This window comes from Pseudomonas sp. S9 (assembly GCF_000222125.1).
Classification (GTDB): domain Bacteria; phylum Pseudomonadota; class Gammaproteobacteria; order Pseudomonadales; family Pseudomonadaceae; genus Aquipseudomonas; species Aquipseudomonas segetis.
The window spans coordinates 125,652-148,958 of sequence record NZ_AFFX01000009.1; the positions used below are offsets into that span (position 1 = coordinate 125,652).

The window sequence follows — 23,307 nt, forward strand, 5'->3', positions numbered from 1 at the left end:
CGATTCTAGCCCGGTCCGGGCAAGCTTGCCCACTGTACCAACAAGGCTTCGAGAAGCAGAACACGGTTAAGGTTAGCTTTGGCAATGACTTTTTGTCGTTGCAGCAATATCCAGTCCTGCATTTTTATGACCTTGGCCTGGCTGGTCTTGCCTGCCATGTACTGCACAACCTTGCGCATATCCGCCTGGCCAAGGCCCTGTTCATCTTGTGTCAGCTGGTAACGCAACATCAATTGCGACCAGTCATAAAACCAGTCGAACAACAGCTGCAAGGATACCGAGTTCCAGCTTTCAGCCAGCGGGCTGACGGCAATCTGCTGCTTGAGCAGTTTTTTTACGCCATCAACCACCTGAGCACGTTGTTCGCGCACGCCCTGCTCCTGCATGCGCACCGCCACCAGTGGCGATCCGGCAGCCAAACACAGCAGCTCAGCACGTTCTTCGGCACTGCTATCCGGCAATGCACTAGCCAGCCATTGCAGGCTCATGGTTTCGCTGGGCAACGGACAGGCCTGCTGCACGCAACGGCTCTTGACGGTCGGCAGCAAACGGCTTGGCTGATGACTGATCATCAAGATAACCGTATCGCCAGAAGGCTCTTCAAGACTTTTGAGCAAGGCATTGGCGGCATTGAGGTTCATCGACTCGGCCGGTTCGACCACCACAACCTTGCGGCCAGCCAACTGGGCCGTCTGAACCAGGAAGTTAACCAGGCTACGCACCTGGTCCACCTTGATCGGCTTATCAAACTCTTCAGGCTCAAGCACCGCCGAATCAGGATGAGTGCCAGCGGCCAACAGGTGACACGACTTGCACTCGCCGCAGGCATCAAGACCCTGTGGTTGCTGGCAGAGCAAGCGTGCTCGCAAGCGCTCGGCCAGCGCCCTTTTGCCAATGCCAGGTGCGCCGTGCAACAGGTAGGCATGGGCATGCTGAGTGCGCCCGGCCAATTGCTGCCACAGCGAGTCTTGCCAAGGATAGGCCTCAGCCACGGCTCAACTCCAGGATAGTGGGCAACAATGCATCCAGTGCGACTTGTACCTGCTCCAGGGGTTGCGCGGCATCGACAATGCGATACCGCTCAGGTGCCGCCTGGGCGCGCTTGAGGTAGGTCTGGCGTACCGCGTTGAAGAAGTTCGAACCTTCCTGCTCGAAGCGGTCCAGCCGGCCACGCGCGGCGGCCCGCGATAGACCTACCTCGATCGGCAGGTCAAAAACCAGGGTCAGGTCTGGGCGTAAATCACCCTGGACAAAGTCTTCCAACTGACTGATGCGTGCTTCTGACAACCCACGGCCACCACCCTGGTAGGCATAGGTCGCATCGGTGAAACGGTCACACAGCACCACGCAACCACGGGCCAGTGCTGGCGCAATCACCTGGGCGATATGCTGAGCGCGCGCCGCGAATACCAACAGCAACTCGGTGTCGGCAGCCATCGGCTCGGCATTGGGTGTCAACAGCAACTCGCGTACACGCTCGGCCAGCGGTGTGCCACCAGGTTCACGGCTTAATACGACCTCCAGGCCTTGCGCTTCGAGCTTACGGGCCAAGTAGTCGCGATTAGTGCTCTTGCCTGCACCTTCCGGGCCTTCAAGGGTGATAAACAAACCGCTCACTGACTGTCCTTTTGATCAGGGGTTGAAACCGGCGCAGGGCTCGAGCGGTAATCCGCCCGACGCTTGAGCTGATACTCGCGTACCGCCCGGTTATGCGCCTCAAGGGAATTGGAGAATATATGGCTGCCGTCGCCACGAGCGACGAAATACAAGCTCTTACCAGGTGCCGGATGCAGCGCCGCATGAATGGCTTCACGCCCCACCAGGGAAATCGGCGTCGGCGGCATGCCGGTAATAATATAGGTGTTGTAGGGCGTTGGCTCGCGCAGGTCCGCGCGGGTGATGCGCCCGGTGTAACGCTCGCCCATGCCATAGATAACCGTCGGGTCGGTTTGCAGGCGCATGCCCAACGCCAGCCGGCGGATAAACACCCCGGCAATCTGGTCACGCTCGTGCGGCACACCAGTTTCCTTTTCGATCATCGAGGCCATGATCAGCGCGTCATAGGGTTCCTTGTAGGGCAAGTCATCAGCGCGTGCCTGCCACTCCTCCTCGAGCACTTGCTGCAAACGTGCGTGGGCCTGCTTGAGCAACTCGTAATCACTCATGCCACGCACATAGCGATAGGTATCGGGGAAGAAGCGCCCCTCGGGGTTCATGCCCGGCTCGCCCAGACGCTCCATCAACTGCGCATCAGAAACATCCTCCAGGGTCTTCTGCAAGGCATCCTGGCGCGCCAGTGCCTGACGAACCTGGCGAAAATTCCAGCCCTCGACCAAGGTCAGGCTGTACTGCACCACTTCGCCCCGGCGCCACAGCCCAAGCATGTCACGCACGGTCTGCCCGGGCATTAGCCGGTACTCGCCGCTGTGCAAGGGTTCGCCGCGCAGGTTGAAGCGCCAATACAGGCGCAACCAAAAGGCCTTGTCGATGACCCCTTCGCGCTCCAGCTGATTGAGCACACCGCCCGGTGTAGCACCTCTTGGCACTTCAAGCAGGCGCTCCTGGCTTAACTGCAAGGGCTGCTGCAACGCGGTGTGTTGCTGCCAGGCAGCCACGGCAAACGTCAGGCCTGCCAGCACCACACAGACTTCAAGAAACAGCAGTATTTTGCGTATCACGAATTAACTATCCAATAAATCACGAGCAATTGCCTGCAGTCTACGGGTCATGGGCCCGGCCAGCCAGCGGCAATCAAGCAGCTCAAGCACCGGCCAAACGCCATAGACGCTATTACAAACAAAGACCTCGTCGGCACTGCGCAGTTCGTCGGGGCTGATATCCGTCACCGAGCATGGGATGGACAACTGCGCGGCCTGATCCAGCAGTTCCGCCCGCATCACCCCCGCCACACCGCAACGGCTCAAGTCAGGCGTGGACAACCGCCCATCCCTGACCATGAAAATATTGCTGTAGACACCCTCGATTACACGACCGCCAACATCGCACATCAGGCCTTCAGCGTAAGCGGGATCATCCCACTCGGCACGCGCCAGCACCTGTTCAAGGCGGTTGAGGTGTTTCATCCCGGCAAGCAGGGGTTGCTCAGCCAGTCTTGTCTTGCAGGCAAACAGACGCACGCCCTCTCGAGCATTTTCAGGTGCGTAGCTGGCCGCTGGCGAACCTTGCAGGATACGACGCGACTGGGCCGCCACAGGCGGCGCATAACCGCGCAGACCATCGCCACGGGTGATAATCAGCTTGGCGATGCCATTACCCAGCGCGGCACAAAAAGCTTGCAGTTCATTGCGCAGCAGGGATTGATCGAGCGTAATGTTCAGCCGCGCACAGCCCTGGGCCATGCGGCTCAGGTGACGCTCCAGCAACACTGGGCGGCCGGCTGTCACGGCGATGGTCTCAAATAGCCCATCACCGTAAGCCAGGCCGCGATCCTTGATCGACAGCAACTCTTCAGGGCGACCGTCGACCCAGCTCAACATCAATCGTTAAACCGACGGAACACCAGCGAGCCATTTGTGCCGCCAAAACCGAAGGAGTTGGACAGCACCACGTCGATCGGTTTTTCTTTGGCAGTGTGCGGCACCAGGTCAAGATCACAACCCTCATCAGGCTGATCGAGATTGATGGTCGGCGGCGCCACCTGATCCCGCAGCGCAAGGACGCTGAAGATGGCTTCGACAGCGCCGGCAGCACCCAGCAAGTGCCCGGTCATCGACTTGGTCGAGCTGACGCTGAGCTTGTAGGCGTGATCGGCGAACACCGACTTGATCGCAGCGATCTCGGCCTTGTCGCCGGCCATTGTCGAAGTACCATGGGCATTGATGTACTGCACCTGGTCAGGATTCAAGCCGGCATCACGCAAGGCATTGACCATGCAACGGGCAGCCCCTTCACCGTCTTCTGGCGGCGAGGTCATATGAAAGGCGTCGCCGCTCATGCCGAAACCAATCAGTTCGGCATAGATATGCGCACCACGGGCCTTGGCATGCTCCAACTCCTCGAGCACCAGGGTGCCAGCACCGTCGGACAAGACAAAGCCATCACGGTCCACATCCCATGGACGGCTGGCCTTGGTTGGCTCATCGTTACGCGTAGACAGTGCCCGCGCCGCAGCAAAGCCGCCCATGCCCAAGCCGCACGCGGCCATTGCCGCGCCGCCTGCCATCATGACATCAGCTTCGCCGTAGGCAATGTTACGCGCAGCCATGCCAATACAATGGGTGCCCGTAGTGCAAGCCGTTGCAATGGCATAGTTCGGCCCCTGTAAACCCAGGTGGATCGACAGGAAGCCTGAAATCATATTGATTATCGAACCCGGCACGAAGAATGGCGATATGCGCCGCGGACCTTGCTCTTGAAGCGCCTTGCAACTGTTCTCGATATTGGTCAGGCCACCAATACCCGAGCCAAGCGCCACACCTATGCGTTCACGATTGGCATCCGTGACTTCCAGGCCGGAATCACGCATGGCCTGAAAGCTGGCCGCCAAGCCGTATTGAATGAATAAATCGAGCTTGCGCGCCTCTTTGGCAGACAAGTACTGCTCGACGTCAAAGCCTTTGATCGAGCCACCAAAACGAGTGGTGTAAGCAGAAAGATCAATATGCTCGATCGGGCCGATACCGCTTTTTCCGGCCAAAATGCCCTGCCAACTGCTCGGCACATCGTTACCCAGCGCCGACAACATGCCCATACCGGTAACTACGACGCGTCTACGCGACACAGCAATCTCCTTTACTCTGTTTTATAAAGCACGGTTGCAGTCCACGCGAGAGCAACAAGCGCTCAATCACGTTGCTGTTGAACAGTGCCGTGAAGGCTTCGCGTATTACCAGGCAGGTTAAGCCGAGCTTTTGCGCGCTGCAATCCAAAAGAACAGGCCATTTACAGCCAGTTAAGAAATCACTAAAAAACTACTGCGCTAGATATTACCGGGGCAGCCCGTGCCGCGTTAAAAAACTGCTCAGAATGCTCATGCGAGCCACTAGAGTCGAGCACGATCCCGGCCGCTTTCCGCAGTGTTTTACTCGCTGCGCTCGTCCTTCGGGCCAGCCTTGAGCTGATACTCCCGTTGGTCGTTGCGCCTTGTACTATCTTCGCTCGCTACCTTTTCAGATGATCCTTAAAGAAAAGCCGCACGGACATAAAGACCGTACGGCTTTTTCTAATCGGGTAACCGACGATAAACGTTAGGCGTTAGCGGTAACGTAATCGATAGCTTCCTGAACAGAGGTGATCTTTTCAGCTTGCTCGTCCGGGATCTCGGTTTCGAACTCTTCTTCCAGAGCCATCACCAGCTCAACGGTGTCAAGAGAGTCGGCACCCAGGTCTTCAACGAAGGAAGCGCTGTTGGTTACTTCTTCTTCTTTCACGCCCAGTTGCTCAGCAACGATTTTCTTGACGCGTTCTTCGATGGTGCTCATACCGTATTTTCACTCCTAGTTGGACAAATCCAGGCAGCTTGTCTGTGCGGCCAGTATATAAAGGGTTTTTAGCATTTCAAGCTGAATGCGGGGTGGCCCCAAAAACACTTCAACGATCTGTCTATAAACCTGTTGCAGCTTTATAACGGATTTTAGACAAAACCTATGACAGTTTTCTGAAGACCGCCGTCACATTTAGCTCATGTACATCCCGCCATTCACAGGGATAGTAGCCCCTGTGACATATGCTGCGCCATCAGAAGCGAGGAAAGAGACAACATTTGCGATCTCTTGTGCCTGCCCCAGACGACCCAGCGGAATCTGTGTCAACAACGCCTCTCGCTGTGCTTCCGGCAACTCACGGGTCATATCGGTATCGATAAAGCCCGGTGCCACCGCGTTCACTGTAATCGAACGCGACCCTACTTCACGTGCCAGTGCGCGACCGAAACCTTCGAGTCCCGCCTTGGCGGCAGCGTAGTTTACCTGTCCGCCGTTGCCCATGGCACCCACTACCGAACCAATATTGATAATACGACCAAAACGCGCCTTGGTCATACCCCGCAAAACAGCTTTCGACAGGCGATACAGGCTGTTGAGGTTGGTATCGATGACATCAAACCATTCATCGTCTTTCATCCGCAACATTAAATTGTCACGGGTAATGCCGGCATTGTTGACCAAAACCAGCGGCTGGCCGAACTGTTTCTGAATGTTTTCCAGCACTGCAGTGACTGATTCGTCACTGCAGACATCGAGCATCATGCCAACGCCTTCGATGCCGTTGGACTTGAGCGTTTCAGTGATACGACCAGCGCCCGACTCGGAAGTCGCAGTACCAATCACAACCGCGCCCTGACGCCCCAACTCAAGGGCAATAGCCTGGCCAATACCACGGCTGGCGCCGGTTACCAGTGCAACTTTACCTTGCAAACTCATACTTGCTTCCTCAATCAGGCCAACGCCGCACGTGCAGCAGCGAAAGCGTCTGGGGTTTCCAGATTGTGGGTGTTGATGCCTTTGACACAACGCTTGTTCAGACCCGAAAGCACCTTGCCAGGGCCACACTCAACCAGGTCGGTAACACCTTGTTCGGACAGGCAGACGATAGATTCAACCCAACGAACCGGGCTATACAGCTGCGCCAGGAGATCAGCCTTGAGCACATCAAGGTCAGCTACCACCGCAGCACTGACGTTTTGCACCAGCGGAATCTGCGGCGCTTGCCAGTCGATAGCCGATACCGCCGCGGCAAAATGCTCAGCCGCCGGACGCATCAAGGCACAATGCGAGGGCACGCTAACTGGCAATGCCATGGCCCGCTTGGCACCACGCGCCTTGCAGACTTCGATGGCGCGGGCCACAGCAGCAGCACTACCGGCAATAACCACCTGGCCTGGGGCATTGAAGTTCACGGCACTTACCACTTCACCCTGCGCAGCTTCATCACAAGCGGCCAGCACATCAGCGTCTTCAAGACCGAGAATCGCCGCCATGCCGCCTTGGCCAGCAGGTACGGCCTGCTGCATTAATTGACCACGGTGCTCAACCAGTTTCACCGCATCAGCCAGCGTAACGCTGCCAGCGGCGACCAGGGCTGAATACTCACCCAGACTGTGGCCCGCAACAAAGGCCGGCTTGGCGCCGCCCTCAGTCAACCACAAACGCCAAAGAGCGATAGACGCGGTGAGAATCGCAGGCTGGGTCTTGTCGGTTTGATTAAGTTGCTCTTCCGGACCTTGCTGGGTCAGTGCCCAGAGATCGTAACCGAGCACGGTGGAAGCCTCGGCAAAGGTGTCGGTAATGATTGTGTGCTGGGCGCCAAGGTCGGCCAGCATGGCCAAGGACTGCGAGCCTTGGCCAGGAAAGACGAATGCAAATGATGCAGACATTAAACAGATCCCTAGTGTTGTTTTAACCTCGGGTAAGTCGGCGCAGGAGCTAACCTGCGCGCAACACGCTGTCGCTTGGATGTCCGAGCATCCAGTGCAGTCACATTCTAGCGCAACAGATCGTCAAGGCGACCCTGCAATCGTTGCGGTAAATTTTCTTCGATTTCCGCCAAAGCTCGGCGAATTGCACTCTGAAAGCCTGTTTGATCAGCCGCGCCATGACTTTTGACAACAATACCCTGCAATCCCAGCAGGCTTGCACCATTATGCTGTGCTGGCGCCAATTCGCCCTGCAGGCGCTTTAACAGAGGCAAAACCATTAGCCCCAAGGCACGGGTCAACAGGTTAGCCTTGAACAGGTCCGCCAAGCGCCCAGAGATCATGCTGGCCAAGCCTTCGCTGGACTTGAGAACGATATTTCCGACAAAACCATCGCACACAACCACATCGGCAACGCCACGATAGAGGCCGTCACCTTCAACGAAGCCGACATAATTGAGCCCGCTGTTTTGTTGCAGCAACGCAGCCGCCGCCCTCACCTGCTGATTACCCTTGATCAACTCAGTGCCAACATTAAGCAAGGCAACACGCGGAGCGCGGATACCTTGCGCCTCGGCGGCAACAGCGCCCATTACGGCAAACTGCGACAGGTTCTCAGCCGAACAATCAACATTGGCCCCCAGGTCAAGCAGGTAACACACGCCCTGCTGTGTCGGCACCGCAGTAATCATCGCAGGTCGATCAATGCCAGGCAGTGTCTTGAGCACATAGCGCGACAGCGCCATCAACGCACCAGTATTGCCTGCACTGACACAGGCATCCGCCTGGCCTGAACCAACCAGATCCAGGGCAACGCGCATGGAGGCATCCGTCTTGTTGCGCAAGGCATGCGCAGGCGACTCATCCATCGCAATGGTTTCGCTGGCATGAACAATTTTCAGGCGCGAGCGATCAATGCCAGGATGCTGGTCAATCAGACGTTGGATAACAGGGGATTGGCCGACGAGGACCAGATGCAGCGAAGGGTATTTCTGCAGGCAAGCGATACTTGCCGGAACAATGCAGTGAGGACCGAAGTCCCCACCCATTGCATCAATCGCGATGATTGGAGCGGACAAGATTACTCGTCAGCGCCCTTATCAATCACTTTGCGACCTTTGTATACGCCTTCTGGCGATACGTGGTGACGCAGGTGAACTTCACCGGTGCTCTTCTCTACGGACAGAGCGTTGCCTTCGAGGGCGTCGTGGGAACGGCGCATATCGCGGGCGGAACGAGATTTTTTGTTCTGCTGAACAGCCATACTAATTAACTCCTAAACGTTTGGGTCACGCTTTAACTGTGCTAATACACTGAACGGGTTGGACCGCGTTACCTCGTCCTCGCTCGGTTCAGGCTCATCGAGCCCACCGGGCTGCTGGCAATCATCGGGGTCATGAGCTGGGACAATGGGCAAGGCAAGCAAGAGCTCATCCTCAACCAGCGCAAGCAGATCCAAAGGATCTTCACCCAACTCCAGCACGTCATAGCCTTGCGGCACAGACTGGGTATTCGCACCTTCTTTCACCACAGCGTAATCACATGCGCTTTGGATCGGCAGAGCGACCAGTTCCAGACAACGCTGGCAAACCATTTTGACATCAACCTCAAGTTCGCTATGGAAAACCACAGCATTGCGCTCGTCGCGCTCGAAGAAAAACTTCGCGCGCACCTTGCCGTCGTTAGCGGCAAGCGGGCTGCAGAGCCTTTGTAAATCGGCAAGCGCAATCTCACCCTCAAGGGTGGCAGTGCGATCTGCTAACTTACGCGGATCAACGTGAGGTGGAATCGGTCCATTCGACATAGGCGCCGCATTCTAGGGATGAGACCCGTACCTGTCAAAGGAAATTAGGCTTATCTACGGCACAAACGACCACCGACCCTCGGCAAAGTCAGTTTGGTGCCAATATTTGCCGGTTTTATCGCCATGACCACAGCAACTCAAAGCCTTCTATATAAAGCAGCAAGGTCTTTATATAGAATTTTCGGCATTATATGAGCATCGACTTATTTATAGCTGTTTTCACAAGACAAACAGGCCCCGCATGCTGCCACTGATTCTTGCCTCAAGCTCACCCTACCGCCGCGAACTGTTGAGCCGACTCAACCTTGCATTCAGCTGCAGTTCGCCAGATATCGATGAAAGCCGGCTCGATGATGAAACACCCAGCGACATGGTCAAGCGCCTGGCCCTGGAAAAAGCCCGCGCCCTGAGCAATACCTACGCACATCACCTCATCATTGGCTCCGACCAGGTAGCTGTGCTGGATCACCAGGTCCTTGGCAAGCCACACACCATGGAGCGGGCCTTTAGCCAACTGAGTGCCGCCAGCGGCAAGAGCGTGAGCTTCCTGACCGGCCTGGCATTGCTCAATAGCGCAACCGGCCAATACCAGGTCGATTGCGTACCCTTTACCGTGCACTTCCGCAACCTCGCCCCAGAACAGATCCAGCGCTACCTGGAAGCCGAGCAGCCACTCGACTGCGCTGGCAGCTTCAAGGCTGAAGGCTTGGGCGTGAGCCTGTTTCGCAGCACCGAAGGCAGCGACGCCAACAGCCTGATCGGCTTACCGCTGATTCGCCTGGTCGACATGCTGCATGCGCAAGGCTGGCAAATCCCTTGACCCGCCAGGGCCTGACAATGCAAAGCCAGCCCATCAAAGCGCCATCCAATACAGGCGCAGACATTGCCAATGGCGGATAAAGAAGCGTTATCCACCCGACGAAACCAACCTGCCGAACATCGCACCCAGACAGCAAAAAACCCGGAAAACCGGGCTTTTTTGCTGAATCCAAGCGATGCGACTAGCGCAAGGCCGGCCCCTGAAAGCCCATCCATAGCGCAATATTTTCCGCCACGCTTGCGCCCAGTTTCTTGGCAAAGCGATCCAGCGGCGAGTCCTGCACAGTAAAATCGACCAGTTCTTTCTGCCCAATCACATCACGGGCCACATAGCTGGTGCTGCCCAGGCCATCAATCAAGCCAAGCTTCAGCGCCTGCTCACCAGACCAGACCAAGCCTGAAAACAACTCCGGATTTTCAGCAACCTTGAGACGGTCGCCACGCCCCTTCTTCACACTATCGATAAATTGCTGGTGAGTGGTATCAAGCACGCCCTGCCAAAACTCTGTTTCTTCAGCCTTGGGCGGCTGGAACGGATCAAGGAAGGCCTTGTGCTCACCCGAGGTGTACACACGACGATCCACGCCCAGCTTGTCCATCAGGCCAACAAAGCCAAAACTGGCCGCAGTCACGCCAATGGAACCCACAAGACTGGCCTTGTCGGCGTAGATTTGATCTGCGGCGCTGGCGATGTAATAGGCACCCGAAGCGCCAATATCGCTGATAACGGCATACAGCTTGATATCCGGATGCTCGCCGCGCAGGCGCTTGATCTCGTCATAGATATAGCCCGACTGCACCGGACTCCCGCCCGGGCTGTTGATACGCAGGATCACACCCTTGGTGTTTTCATCCTCAAAAGCCGCGCGCAGGCTGCCAACAATATTGTCGGCACTGGCAGCTTCCTTGTCGGCGATAACGCCACGCACCTCGATCAGCGCTGTATGGGCACCGCCTACCTCCCCCGCCTTACCGAGCTTGAGCATGGGCGAGAACAGCACCAAAGCCCCAAACAGATAAATAAAGGTCAGCAACTTGAAGAAAATCCCCCAGCGCCGCGAACGACGCTGCTCTTGCACGCCCGCCAACAAGGTCTTTTCCAGCAGCTTCCAGCTTTTCGCATCTTCCCTGGATTCTTTTGCTTGGCCTGACTCAGGCAAATTCCACTCATCCGACATAACTGCTTACCTCAACTCGTTGACTATCTACACGCCCTTGCAGCCAGGCGCGCAGCTCAATGAACTCTTCAATCGCCAGCGTCGGAGAGCAGCCGCGCAAAACGTCCAGAGGCTGCGCGCCATACCCAACAGCCACGCAATCCATTCCAGCATTGTGCGCCATCTGCAAATCAAACGAAGAATCACCCACCATCAGCGCCTGACTCGCCTGCAGGCCGAACTCAGCCAGCAACTGCTCAAGCATCAATGGCTGCGGCTTGCTCGCCGTTTCATCGGCGCAGCGCGTGGCATCAAAATATTCGCTCCAGCCTCGCCCCTGAAGCACACGCTGCAAGCCATGGCGCCCCTTGCCGGTTGCCACGGCAAGTAAATAACCTTGCTCGCGAAAGGCCTCAAGCGATTCCTCAACCCCGGCGAACAAGGGTGAAGGCTCGGCTTCGAGCGCCAGGTACTGCGTACTGTAGACACCACGAAAGGTCTCGATGGCAGCAGTATCCAGCTGTGCATAGAGGGTCGCGATGGCTTCCGGCAAACCCAGGCCGATTATGCCCCGGACCTGATCATCAGTGCAGCGAACCAGGCCACAGGCATCAGAAGCCCGGTGCATGGCCTCGACGATACGACCAATCGAATCAACCAGAGTGCCGTCCCAATCAAAGATCAACAACCGATAATCAGACACTCAAGCGCTCCACGGTCCGCGCCCACATGTCATCAACCGGGGCCGAGAGCTTAAGCTCGCCACCATCCAGCAGCGGCACGACCAACTCATAAGCGTGCAGAAACAGACGTTTGCCGCCTAAATCGCGAATTTCGCGACTGAAATCATCATCACCGTACTTGGTATCGCCAGCGATACAATGCCCGGCGTACTGGGCATGCACGCGAATCTGATGGGTACGCCCCGTCACCGGCTTGGCCTCGACTATGGTGGCGAACTCACCAAAGCGACGCAGCACACGAAAGCGCGTCAACGCCTCCTTGCCCTCGTCACTGACCTCAACCATGCGCTCGCCTGAACGCAGGTTGCTCTTTTGCAGCGGCGCGTTAACCGACTTCTTTGCGGTGGGCCAGTTGCCGCGGACCAAGGCCATGTAGCGCTTGTCGACGCCATCGCCGCGCAGGGCTTCGTGCAGATGACGCAACATGCTGCGTTTTTTCGCAATCATCAACAAACCGGAGGTATCGCGGTCAAGGCGGTGCACCAGCTCAAGCTCCTTGGCATCAGGACGTAGCTGGCGGAACGCCTCGATCACCCCATAATTGAGGCCACTACCACCATGCACGGCAATGCCTGCCGGCTTGTTGATCACCAGCAGCGCTTTATCCTCATAGACGATGGACGCCTCAAGGCGCTCCAGCAAACCCAAGGCCAGGGGCGCCGGCTCATCTCGTTCGGGCAGGCGCAATGGCGGGACGCGGACGATATCGCCCACCTGTATTTTGTATTCAGGCTTGATCCGACCTTTATTCACACGCACCTCGCCTTTACGCAAGATGCGGTAAATCAATGTCTTTGGCACACCCTTTAATTGGGTGCGCAGGAAGTTATCAATGCGCTGGCCGGCAAGTTCCGGCGCAACCTCTATCAGCTGTACGCCGGAGGTTGGAGGGGAAGGATTTGTCATCAAGGGTCTGTTCTCGTTTCGTTCACGGCCGCGCCGGAGCCTGCTTTAGCGCGAGACAAGGCACGAGACACGAAGTTTGGTTGTTCCAAATAAGTGTCGAAAAACGCAGTATCGCACTAAAACAGGCCCGTCTCTTCGGGTTGCGCGTAAAATCTCGCCATGCGGTGTTGGAGAACTTGGCAAGGGAACAACCATTACCAGCGTCCTCAGCCTAGCCTCGCGAGATTTTACACTGCAACGCGGCTCGCAATGAAACGGGAGCAGACCCTGTACCGATAATAACAATTTTTATGGATTTGAAGCACTTAATCATTGCTGTTATAGTCGCGAATGCCGCCAAAAGCGGTCTGGTTCGGAGATGTTCGCTAAATTGCCATCCCAACCAACGCAACCCATTTGGGACGCAAGGCCGTCCGACGGGTTCTTCAGAGCTAGCAAGGCCACATGGGCCCTCGAAGAATTCGGAAATAAAGCCTCGAACATAATGATGCGCAACTCTCCCCTTTGGTGAGTTGCGGTAATAGCCAACCCGCTACGGATTTTGCGAGCGGCACAGGATTTTCAGCGATACGTGTAAGGTGGAGATGTACAGCAACTGGCTTGCGTAGCAATAAGCTTTATCAAGACGCCTTATCTCGTCCGCTACCAGTTGCTGATTCCTCCTCCTGACTTAGTGCTTACTGTCACATACAGCAAGCAGGAGACGTCCGTCGCGGCCCAGCACAATTGGCTGACCGTCGCTCGACAATGAAACGCCTTACAACCGTTTCTGACGCGCCTAACACCGACTCTGAACGTCGTGTTTGCCGAACGCCGCTTCCGATGCAACGGAAACCGACGGTACTACATGAAAAGAATGCTGATTAACGCAACTCAACCTGAAGAGTTGCGTGTTGCTCTGGTCGATGGCCAACGCCTCTATGACCTGGACATTGAATCCGGTGCTCGCGAACAGAAAAAGGCCAACATCTACAAAGGCCGCATTACCCGCGTTGAACCTAGCCTGGAAGCCGCTTTTGTCGACTTCGGCTCAGAGCGTCATGGCTTTCTCCCCCTCAAAGAAATCTCCCGCGAGTACTTCAAGAAAGCCCCCGATGGCCGCGTCAACATCAAAGATGTGTTGAGTGAAGGCCAGGAAGTTATCGTTCAAGTCGAAAAAGAAGAACGCGGCAACAAGGGCGCTGCCCTGACCACCTTTATCAGCCTGGCTGGCCGCTACCTGGTACTGATGCCAAACAACCCTCGCGCTGGTGGTATCTCGCGCCGCATCGAAGGCGAGGAGCGTAACGAATTGCGCGAAGCCCTCAACGGCCTCAATGCTCCAGTGGACATGGGCCTGATCGTTCGCACCGCTGGCCTGGGCCGTAGCAGCGAAGAAATGCAGTGGGACCTCGACTACCTCCTGCAACTGTGGAGCGCAATCAAAGAAGCCTCCCAGGACCGCGCCGCGCCGTTCCTGATCTACCAGGAAAGCAATGTCATCATCCGCGCCATCCGCGACTACCTGCGCCAGGACATCGGCGAAGTACTGGTCGACAGCGTTGAAGCGCAGGAAGAAGCCCTGAGCTTCATCCGCCAGGTGATGCCGCAGTACGCCAGCAAGATCAAGCTGTACGAAGACAGCGTTCCCCTGTTCAACCGCTTCCAGATCGAAAGCCAGATCGAAACCGCCTTCCAGCGTGAAGTGAAATTGCCTTCCGGCGGCTCGATCTTCATCGACCCGACAGAAGCGCTGGTGTCGATCGACATCAACTCGGCGCGCGCCACCAAAGGCAGCGACATCGAAGAAACCGCACTGCAGACCAACCTTGAAGCAGCCGAAGAAATCGCGCGTCAATTGCGCCTGCGTGACATCGGCGGCCTGATCGTTATCGACTTCATCGACATGACTCCGGCGAAAAACCAGCGTGCCGTCGAAGAAAAGGTCCGCGAAGCACTTGAAGCCGACCGCGCCCGTGTCCAGGTTGGACGCATCTCGCGCTTTGGCCTGCTGGAAATGTCACGTCAGCGCCTGCGTCCATCGCTCGGCGAGACCAGCGGCATCGTCTGCCCGCGTTGCAACGGCCAAGGCATCATCCGTGATGTTGAGTCGCTGTCGCTGGCAATCCTGCGCCTGATCGAAGAAGAAGCCCTGAAAGACCGCACCGCTGAAGTTCGCGCCCAGGTGCCGATTCCGGTTGCGGCCTTCCTGCTTAACGAAAAACGCAACTCGATCACCAAGATCGAACTGCGCACCCGTGCACGCATTGTCATCCTGCCGAACGATCACCTTGAAACGCCGCACTTTGAAGTCCAGCGCCTGCGTGACGACAGCATGGAAGCGCAAACGACCCAGTCCAGCTATGAAATGGCTACCGCTGAAGTCGAAGAAGAAAAGCAAGCTACCGGCACCCGCACCCTGGTGCGCCAGGAAGCAGCGATCAAGGCAGCCCCGCCTCGCTCGGCACCAACCCCTGCAGAAGTGCCTGCTGCTGCCGCTGCAACCGAGCCAAGCCTGTTCAAGGGCCTGGTCAAGTCGCTGGTCAGCCTGTTTGCGACCAAGGAAGAAGAACAGCCTGTTGTCGTGATCGAGAAGAAGTCGGAGCGCCCTGGGCGCAATGACGAGCGTCGCAATGGTCGCCAGCAAAACCGCAACCGCGGTGGTCGTCGTGATGGCCGCGACGAAGAGCGCAAGCCACGCGAAGAACGCGCACCCCGTGAAGAACGCCAACCGCGCCAGCCGCGCGAAGAGCGTGCGCCACGTGAAGAGCGCCAGACACGCGATGCCGTAGAAGTTCGTGAGCCACAGGAAAACCGTCAGTCACGCCCTCCTCGCGAGCGCAAGCCGCGTGAAGAGCGTCAGGTACGTGAACTGCGTGAGCCGCTGGACGCACCAGGCAACAACGCCACTGAAGAAGCTGGCAATGAGCGCCCACAACGCGAACCTCGCCAGCCGCGTCAACCGCGCGAAGAGCGCCAGCCACGCAAAGAACAGACTGCAGCAGCGACTGAAGACGAAGAACTGAACAGCAACGAAAATGCCCAGGACGACGATCAGGACAGCAGCGAGAACGAACGCCCACGTCGCCGTTCACGCGGTCAGCGTCGTCGCAGCAATCGTCGTGAGCGTCAGCGTGATGCCAACGGCAATGTGATCGAGAATGCCGAGGAAAACAGCGAAGCCAAGGATGCCGCCAGTGCCGTAGCTGCTAGCGCAGTTGCAACTGCTGCCGCGACACAAGCCGATCAACCGGCTGCTGCAACTGAGGCCACTGCCACTGACGAGGCTCAAGCGCCAGCTGAAGCCCCGCAGCGTCAGAGCCGCAAGCCAGAAGCCGAGCAAGCACCTGCAGTTGAAACCGAAGCCGCTCCGGCCGAGGCCAAAACTGAAGAAGCACCGGCACCTGCCGAATCGGTTATCGTGCTCCCTGCCACTGAAGAAGTCGCAGCACCAGAAGCGCCAAAAGCAGAGCCAGCAGCTGAAGCTGATGCACCAAGTGCGCCTGTCACTGCCGAGCCAGTGGTTGAGGCAAAAGCCGAAGAGACTGTTGAACCAGTCGCTGAAGTTAAAGCACCTGAACCAGCAGCGCCTGTTGCTGAGCCGGTCGCCGAACCTGCGGTAGCAGCACCTGCCCCAGCGCCAGTGGTCATTCCAAGCAACGGTCGCGCACCAAACGACCCACGCGAGGTTCGTCGCCGCAAGCGCGAAGAAGAACGCCTGGCGCGTGAAGCCGCCCAGGCCGCCGAAGCAGCTCCAGCTGAAGCTCCCGCTCCTGTACAAGCGCCTGTTGAAGCCGCACCTGAACAGGTAAAAGCTCCAGAGACGACTGAAACAGCAGCTGAGCCAGAAGCAAAAGAAGCTGAGAACGCTCAAGAGCAACAGACCGAAGACGCGCCTAAACCGCAAGCCTGAGGTTACTCAGTAAAATAAAAAGGGACGCTTCGGCGTCCCTTTTTTATAGCCATTGTCCCGTCCTGAATTAGGTTTACCCCCCTTCCGAGCTGGATGGAATAAGGTGTAGAGCCTACACAGCGAGATTATTCACTGCCTTTTTGAATTGGCGGTGGTTGATCAGCTTTGGTTACATACAAGCTCAGGAGCGCCATGGCAACAGAAGGCTGCAATCCCCTGCCAATGCGAAACTTGCCGGCCGAGCAATTGGATGCGCTGCAAATGGTGCAAGGATGACGCCTCTTCCACGCTACTGATCAGCGTGACAACACGATGCTTGCCCAGCGCAGATCCAGCAAGCAGAGAGTCAATTGAAAGTTAAGCAACCGGTTATTCGCACTGGCAGATCATGACTCAAAAGCATCACCACGCCCTGCCAGTCAAGCAAATGCCTATGCAATGCACTTTTCAAATGCAGCTTGCAGGTTCGCCGGATTGATCGCGTCGTGCGTGCCAATAACAATCAATTGGCTATAAGGCTTGGCGTCATGCCAGTCTTCGGCCAGCTTGATCTCGCTTCGACTGCCAACCAAATGCAGCACGCTACGTTGCCGTGGCGCCTCAGCGATATTGCAGATGCCTTTGGCCCGGTAGATGTTCGCTGGCAAGGCTGCCAGCGCCTGGCGCAGTGCTTTGAGCGAGAGCGGCTGCTCACACCGCCAGCTCCAGGTCGCAAAAACCGAGGAATGATCAGGCTCGGGTACGGCCCCCAGCACGCGGGCCGTGGTCACCGGCTTGAGCTTAGGCCCTGCACTCAAACGCCCGACACCCAGGATCAACTCAAGCGGCACCTCGCAATGCTGCGCCTGCAACAAGCGGACATTGGGATACAGCCAGCGCGCACGCAAAGCTGAAACCTGCTCATCGCTGACCTGATCGATCTTGTTAAGCACGATAATGTCAGCTGCATCGAGCTGATCCATGGCCAGTTGCGCCATTTCTCCCTTGAGCCCATCGAACTGAGCGGCATCGACCACAGTAACAATGCTGTCGATGTTCAAGGCATTGCGAAACTGCGGATAGCGCAGGGTATTGGCGATTTTCTGCGGATTCGATACACCGCTGGCTTCGATCACAATGTACTCGGGGCGGTTTTCCCGACTATCGAGCATGCGGCTCAACTGCTCGATCAAGTCGCTTTCTACCGTGCAGCAAATGCAGCCATTGGTGAGGCTGACAGTGGTTTGGGTCTGGCTGACAATAAGCTGGCTATCGATATTGATCGCACCGAAGTCATTGACCATCACCGCCATGCGCAGTCCATGATCGCTATTGAGGATGCGATTGAGCAGCGTGGTTTTACCGGCCCCTAAAAAGCCGGAAACGATGGTGACTGGGATGCTTTGTCTTCTGTTCATAAGCCTGAACCTCAACAGGTTTCAGCAGGGTCAAGTGCCCTGCTGACATGGATCAAAAGTTGGGCAACTCGCCCTGCCAGATGGCCGCATGGTCGGTATCTACGAACTCGCCCTGGCGATCCCACATCACCTCACCTTCAAGCAAGGTCAACTGCACCTGGGTGTTATGGATGTTGCCCTTGGGGCTCTGGGCGAACAGGTCACGATCAAGGACGATCAAATCAGCCGACTTGCCCACCTCGATTGAGCCAGCCTTGTCATCAATACCCATGCACCAGGCGCCATTGATGGTCATGACACGAATGGCCTGCTCCAAGGTGATCGGATTGCCATAGAAGCACCCTTCTACATCCCCGAATGGGTTCTCGCGGGTAATCATCGCTTCGAAGCCGATCCAGGGGTTGATGCTGGAAACCGGCCAGTCGGTGCCCATTACCGCCACACCACCTGCCTCCAGCACACCCTTGAAGTTGTAGGCACGCTGCATGCGGTCTTCGCCAAATACCGCCCGGGCGTTGGCAAAGGAAGACGGGAACCAGCCTACAGGGGAAAATTCTGCGGTTACCTGCAACTCGGCGAAGCGCGGCAGGTTGGCGTCGAGCAAGGTGGTGCTGTGCGCACACTGGTGACGCACACCGCTGTCGCCATTGCGCCGACGTGCTTCGGCCACGGCATCGAGGAACAAGTCGGATGCGCCGTCGCCGGTGCAATGGGCAATCACCCGCACGCCCTTGCGATCCATATCCACAACCATGTCGCTGATATGTTCAGGCGTCAGGTTGAGGTGGCCGCGCCAGCTGCTCTCGCCAGGCCAGGCGCTCGACAGGTAAGACGAACGTGACTCATGTGTGCCGTCAAAGTGGAACTTCACTGCATTGGCATTGAGCCGGGCACTGCGGTAGAAATGCCGCTCACCAGCCAGCAACTCCCAACGCCGCTTGACCGGGAAGATATCGTCCTGCCAGCTAATTGCAGCCTCGACACGCACGGTCAGTTCACCGGCTTGATCAATCGACTTCAGTGCATTGAGACGGTGCTCGCAAACATGCACATACTTGGTGCCGACCACGCCATGGCCACTCTGGAACTGGACCCCTTCGCGATAGGCGCGCTTCAGTGCATGTTGCGGGGTTGGTGGCATGGCGGCGTGAATCAGTGCATAGGCACCGTCAACCAATATCCCGGTTGGCTCGCCGGTAATACTGTCGCGCTCGATATAACCGTGGCGCGGGTCCATGGTGTCGGCATCTATACCAGCCAGCTCCAGCGCCTTGGAGTTGACCATCATGCAACCCCAGGAGCGATCCAGAATCGCCACCGGACGATCTGGCATAAAGCTATCGAGCCACTCGCGATCCGCGACCAGGCCAGCTTGCTTGAATGTATAGCGCACAAAATATTGGCCGTAGACCCAGCCATTACCTGGGTTCGCAGCAGCATAATCAAGCACCGACTGCTTGACCTGTTCTGGTGTCGGATCATTCAAGCCGATCGCCAGATCCCCCGAATAGCCCGGCGCCAAGGCCAGGTCTGGGTGGGTATGCATGTCGTACAGGCCGGGCATGGCGAAACGCCCCTTGAGATCCAGCACCCGGGTCTGCTCGCCAATGAAGGGCGCCACACTGTTGTAATCGCCAACCGCTACGAAACGACCATGCTTGATCGCGACGGCTTCAGCCCAGGGCTGCTGGTCGTCGACGGTATAAATTCGGCCGTTGATCAGCACCAGTTCAGCGGCACCGATTGCACCGCGAATATTGGAGGAAAGGTAGTTATCGGACTTCGCCATAGCATTCGCCTCGAAGCAATTTGCTCCGCGGCTCAGCCAAGCCAAATCGGAGCAGGCAGATTGTTGTCAAAGAAATAAAAAGGCGCTCCAGCGTGCGGGACAAACTGCTGGAGCACCAAAAACAAGCCTGGTTTACAGCACCAAGTGAGCCATCAATGACAGCACCGGCAGGGAGATCAGCACCCGTAGCAGATAGATCATGAACAGGTCGCGCAAACGCAAACCGAAGTTGGCCCGGACCAGGATGATCGCCGCCTCGGTGAAGAAAATGATCTGGGTGACCGCAACGCCGACCAGTACAAAGCGGGTGATTTCACTTTCGATCCCCGAAGCCAGGATCGACGGCATGATGCTGTCGACAATCCCTGCCAGCAGCGCAGGCGCCGCTTCAGCGGCCTGTGGAATTTGCAGCAATTCCAGGTAAGGCACGAGCGGCATCGAAAGTACGTGGAACACCGTGGTGTACTTGATCAATGACAGGCCAACGCAGCCGATCAACATCATGGCCGGGTAGACCGAAATCGCAATGTCGGCACTGATGTGCACGCCCTGCTTGATCAACTCAAGCGGGCCATTGGCTTTTTCAGCGCGCTGGATTGCACGGCTCAGGCCCAGGGCAAACAAGCCTTGGCTCTTGTCGTCATCAGTTGCCAGCTGCTTGCCAACACTGGGTTCATAGTTGTCGAGCTTGCCACGCAGCGGCGGCAGCTTAGGCACGATAAGGGCACAGATAACCCCGGTAACCGCGACCGACAGATACCACTGGATAAACACATGCTCCATGCCGATCAGCTTGAGCAGCAGGTAGGCGTAGGCAATGGATACGATCGAGAAGTTGGTCGAGATTACGCAGGCTTCACGACTGGTGTAGAAGCCACCCCGGTATTGCTGGGTTGTCAGCATAATGCCCACGCTCGATGCCGACAGCCAGGATGCCGCACAATCGACTGCGGCGCGCCCAGGCAAGCCAAACAGTTTCTCGAATACGCGACTGACCAAGGTGCCGATAAACTCCATCAGGCCAAAGTCTGTAAGCAGCGGCAGCAAAATAGCCGAAAGCAGATAAATTGCCAGTACCACCGGGCCAACGTCATAGAGCATTACCCCGCCCGTATCACGGCTCCAGACCCACTCAGGCCCAATCTTGAAGAACACCATGATCATCAGCACCGCGCCAATTACCCGGACCGCAGTCCAGGCCAGGCTTGGGTTGAACAGCTGAACAAAACGGTTGGGATTGTTTCTCAGCGGGCTAAAGCGCACCAACAAGGTAATCAGGCTGGGAATAGTCGCCACGGCAACGGTGGCCGGCACCAACATGGGTTTGAGCACATCGTTTACATAGTCGATGATGAACGCAATCATCACCGTGATACGCCCATCGACACTAACTGGCGTCAGAAACAGCAACACGCCAAACAGGGTTGGGATGATAAAACGCAGCAATTGCTTGGTGGTATAGGGCCCCAAGGGTGCTCCATCTTGACTTGATGAGGGTTGTGTCTCGGTTGATTCCAGCATGTTGTCACCTTTTTATAGTTGTGGTGCTGCTTGGTTGGCACGCAGTTCTAATATTTGAAGCCGGTGGGTTGTACTGGTGTTCAGTCTCTAAATGAGCGGTCAAGACGATCCAGGCGGCGCAACTCTGCCTGCCAGACAAGTTCAAAACTTTCCCGGTGGTATGCCGGGTGCTCGAATTGACGCGCGGTCATTTCACAATCTTCGTCCGAGGGAATAATCAGGGGGCGCCCGGCCTTCATCGCTTCAAGCTGGATTTCACAAGCCTTGTTCAGGTAGAACATCAGGAAATAGGCTTCAGCAACGCTGCGGCCTACAGTGAGCAAGCCGTGGTTACGCATGATTGCGCAGTTCTTGTCACCCAAGGCAGCTACGATGCGCTCGCGGACTTCCAGGTCGAGCGGGATACCTTCGTAATCGTAATAAGCCACACGGTTATAGAAGGCCATGTTGGTCTGGTTGAGCGGCAGCAGCCCCTCTTCCAGCGCAGCAACACCCATGCCTGCCAGTGTGTGGGTGTGCATGACGCAGACCGCATCGTGACGCTGCATGTGAATGGCACTGTGCACGGTGAAGCCGGCCGGATTGACTTCGGGGCTGCCGGGATCGAGCTTTTTGCCGTTGACATCGATTCCGACCAGGTTGGAGGCGGTAATCTCTTCAGGCAGCAAACCGTACTGATTGATCAGAAAAGCCGGCTCATCCGAGGGCAGCCGCACAGAGATGTGGGTGAACACCTGATCGGCCCAGCCATTGAGTTGCAGCAGCCGATATGCGGCGGCCAAGTCGGTGCGCAGGCTTTGCTCTGTGGTCGAATTATTATTCATGAAAGCTCCTCAGACGATTGGGCAGAGCTGAGAAAACCTGCGACCAGTCATTTGACCGCACGAGGTCTGCTTACAGCTGCGTGCTAATGTAATGCGCCGAGAGTAAGCGGCTTGTGGACCGGCGAATATCGACTTATTCTTATCCAGGTCATTCCATAACGTCATGAACTATTGTGCGCAGACAACTTCCCAGCATGATTTCCCTGAGCTGCTTTTCGGCCTTCGCTCGCCACATGAGCGTGACCAAGGCCGCGGAAGAGCTGAACTTGACGCAAAGTGCGGTCAGCCGGCAGATCAAGAACCTGGAGGAAATGCTCGGTTGCTCGCTGGTCGAACGGGTCAAGCAACGACTGCAACTGACCGACAATGGCCGCCAGTATGTGCAGGAAATCAGCCTCCTGCTGGACCAGATCGAAGCCGCGACCCACCAGGTTCGAAGCAGCCATGCCGGGCATTTGCGGGTCGGTGCCGAACCCTCCTTCACCACCCGCTGGCTGCTGCCTAAACTGCGCGACTACGCACGCCTGCATCCGGAAATCGACCTGGAGATAATGAACGATCTACACCGCCTGTATGACGGCCATGAAGGCTATGACGTAGGCATTCTCTATGGCGACGGCAACTGGCCAGAGTTCGATTCGCAGTTTCTGATGGAAGGTGAGATGGTCGCGGTCTGCACCCCGGAGCTGCTGGAAAAGCATGGCGAGATCATCCAGCGGCGCGACATCCTGCGCTACCCGCTCCTGCACCACGCTGCCCACTCCCCACAATTCAGGTCATCGACCCAGCTGTGGCTGGATGACGCGGGCCTGAGCCAGAAAGAAATTGAAATGCTGCCCGGCCAGCGCCTGGAACACTTCCAGTTTGTCCTTGATGGAGCGCTCCACGGCCTGGGAGCCACAGTATTGCCACGGCTCTTTGTAACCCAGGATGTTGAAGCCGGGCGCCTGGTAATTGCCTGTCAAACGCCACTCAGCTGCGGTAAGTATTACGTTGTGACCCCAAAATCGAACCGTGACGCCAAGGCCAGCCATTTCGCCCAATGGCTGCTGCAATGGCGCGAGCAAGCCTAAACCCTCTCGT

Annotated in this window: 21 protein-coding genes; 3 read left to right on the plus strand and 18 right to left on the minus strand. The window is 56.9% G+C overall.

The window, feature by feature from the left end:
• Positions 1–5 precede the first annotated feature (5 nt).
• From PSES9_RS0116825 to PSES9_RS0116875, 11 genes are all read right to left on the minus strand, one after another.
• A complete protein-coding gene (locus PSES9_RS0116825; protein WP_010488911.1) occupies positions 6–992 on the minus strand; it encodes a DNA polymerase III subunit delta' in 987 nt (328 codons plus the stop codon).
• Complete coding sequence (gene tmk / locus PSES9_RS0116830) at positions 985–1,617, minus strand: dTMP kinase (protein ID WP_010488913.1); 633 nt, start codon at positions 1,615–1,617, stop codon at positions 985–987. The genes PSES9_RS0116825 and tmk overlap by 8 nt, the downstream gene beginning before the upstream one ends.
• Positions 1,614–2,678, minus strand: coding sequence for an endolytic transglycosylase MltG (gene mltG / locus PSES9_RS0116835; RefSeq protein ID WP_010488915.1), 1,065 nt, complete (start codon positions 2,676–2,678; stop codon positions 1,614–1,616). Before mltG ends, tmk begins: the two co-directional genes overlap by 4 nt.
• A 3-nt stretch (positions 2,679–2,681) precedes the next feature.
• Complete coding sequence (gene pabC / locus PSES9_RS0116840; RefSeq protein ID WP_010488918.1) at positions 2,682–3,497, minus strand: aminodeoxychorismate lyase; 816 nt, start codon at positions 3,495–3,497, stop codon at positions 2,682–2,684.
• Positions 3,497–4,741: a beta-ketoacyl-ACP synthase II gene (gene fabF / locus PSES9_RS0116845; protein ID WP_010488919.1), complete on the minus strand. Its 1,245-nt coding sequence runs from the start codon at positions 4,739–4,741 to the stop codon at positions 3,497–3,499. Before fabF ends, pabC begins: the two co-directional genes overlap by 1 nt.
• 466 nt (positions 4,742–5,207) lie before the next feature.
• Entirely contained in the window at positions 5,208–5,441 is a 234-nt protein-coding gene (gene acpP / locus PSES9_RS0116850) for an acyl carrier protein (protein ID WP_010488922.1), read from the minus strand.
• Positions 5,442–5,636: 195 nt separating this feature from the next.
• The gene (gene fabG / locus PSES9_RS0116855) at positions 5,637–6,380 is read right to left on the minus strand and encodes a 3-oxoacyl-ACP reductase FabG (protein WP_010488924.1); all 744 of its coding nucleotides are present in this window, start codon (positions 6,378–6,380) and stop codon (positions 5,637–5,639) included.
• Between the two features lie 14 nt (positions 6,381–6,394).
• Positions 6,395–7,333, minus strand: a complete 939-nt coding sequence (fabD, locus tag PSES9_RS0116860; RefSeq protein ID WP_010488925.1) for an ACP S-malonyltransferase — start codon at positions 7,331–7,333, stop codon at positions 6,395–6,397.
• 107 nt (positions 7,334–7,440) lie between these two features.
• Positions 7,441–8,451 (minus strand): phosphate acyltransferase PlsX, encoded by a 1,011-nt coding sequence (gene plsX / locus PSES9_RS0116865; RefSeq protein ID WP_029529613.1) that lies wholly within the window; start codon positions 8,449–8,451, stop codon positions 7,441–7,443.
• Positions 8,452–8,453: 2 nt separating this feature from the next.
• Positions 8,454–8,636 carry a 50S ribosomal protein L32 gene (gene rpmF / locus PSES9_RS0116870; RefSeq protein WP_010488930.1) on the minus strand — a complete coding sequence of 61 codons (183 nt, stop codon included), beginning with the start codon at positions 8,634–8,636 and terminating at the stop codon, positions 8,454–8,456.
• A gap of 12 nt (positions 8,637–8,648) precedes the next feature.
• The gene (locus PSES9_RS0116875) at positions 8,649–9,176 is read right to left on the minus strand and encodes a YceD family protein (RefSeq protein ID WP_010488932.1); all 528 of its coding nucleotides are present in this window, start codon (positions 9,174–9,176) and stop codon (positions 8,649–8,651) included.
• Between the two features lie 241 nt (positions 9,177–9,417).
• On the opposite strand from PSES9_RS0116875, the gene PSES9_RS0116880 reads away from it, so the two are divergent.
• The gene (locus PSES9_RS0116880) at positions 9,418–9,996 is read left to right on the plus strand and encodes a Maf family protein (RefSeq protein WP_010488934.1); all 579 of its coding nucleotides are present in this window, start codon (positions 9,418–9,420) and stop codon (positions 9,994–9,996) included.
• 181 nt (positions 9,997–10,177) lie between these two features.
• On the opposite strand, the gene sppA is transcribed toward PSES9_RS0116880, so the two are convergent.
• Genes sppA through rluC form a run of 3 tightly spaced genes read right to left on the minus strand, consistent with a single transcriptional unit; the run spans position 10,178 to position 12,801 of the window.
• A complete protein-coding gene (sppA, locus tag PSES9_RS0116885; RefSeq protein ID WP_010488936.1) occupies positions 10,178–11,173 on the minus strand; it encodes a signal peptide peptidase SppA in 996 nt (331 codons plus the stop codon).
• Positions 11,163–11,855, minus strand: coding sequence for an HAD-IA family hydrolase (locus PSES9_RS0116890; RefSeq protein ID WP_010488938.1), 693 nt, complete (start codon positions 11,853–11,855; stop codon positions 11,163–11,165). The genes sppA and PSES9_RS0116890 overlap by 11 nt, the downstream gene beginning before the upstream one ends.
• Positions 11,848–12,801, minus strand: coding sequence for a 23S rRNA pseudouridine(955/2504/2580) synthase RluC (gene rluC, locus PSES9_RS0116895; protein ID WP_010488940.1), 954 nt, complete (start codon positions 12,799–12,801; stop codon positions 11,848–11,850). Before rluC ends, PSES9_RS0116890 begins: the two co-directional genes overlap by 8 nt.
• An 847-nt stretch (positions 12,802–13,648) precedes the next feature.
• On the opposite strand from rluC, the gene rne reads away from it, so the two are divergent.
• Entirely contained in the window at positions 13,649–16,693 is a 3,045-nt protein-coding gene (rne, locus tag PSES9_RS0116900) for a ribonuclease E (RefSeq protein ID WP_029529614.1), read from the plus strand.
• A gap of 431 nt (positions 16,694–17,124) precedes the next feature.
• On the opposite strand, the gene PSES9_RS0116910 is transcribed toward rne, so the two are convergent.
• The 4 genes from PSES9_RS0116910 to PSES9_RS0116925 all read right to left on the minus strand — a co-directional run bounded on the left by PSES9_RS0116910 (position 17,125) and on the right by PSES9_RS0116925 (position 22,224).
• Positions 17,125–18,090, minus strand: coding sequence for a CobW family GTP-binding protein (locus PSES9_RS0116910; protein ID WP_010488943.1), 966 nt, complete (start codon positions 18,088–18,090; stop codon positions 17,125–17,127).
• A gap of 52 nt (positions 18,091–18,142) precedes the next feature.
• Complete coding sequence (locus PSES9_RS0116915) at positions 18,143–19,879, minus strand: amidohydrolase (RefSeq protein ID WP_010488945.1); 1,737 nt, start codon at positions 19,877–19,879, stop codon at positions 18,143–18,145.
• 132 nt (positions 19,880–20,011) lie between these two features.
• Complete coding sequence (locus tag PSES9_RS0116920; protein ID WP_029529615.1) at positions 20,012–21,400, minus strand: YjiH family protein; 1,389 nt, start codon at positions 21,398–21,400, stop codon at positions 20,012–20,014.
• Positions 21,401–21,480: 80 nt separating this feature from the next.
• On the minus strand, positions 21,481–22,224 hold the full coding sequence (locus tag PSES9_RS0116925; protein ID WP_010488948.1) for a class II aldolase/adducin family protein: 744 nt from the start codon (positions 22,222–22,224) through the stop codon (positions 21,481–21,483).
• Positions 22,225–22,397: 173 nt separating this feature from the next.
• On the opposite strand from PSES9_RS0116925, the gene PSES9_RS0116930 reads away from it, so the two are divergent.
• Complete coding sequence (locus tag PSES9_RS0116930; RefSeq protein WP_029529616.1) at positions 22,398–23,297, plus strand: LysR substrate-binding domain-containing protein; 900 nt, start codon at positions 22,398–22,400, stop codon at positions 23,295–23,297.
• The last annotated feature ends 10 nt before the right edge of the window (positions 23,298–23,307 follow it).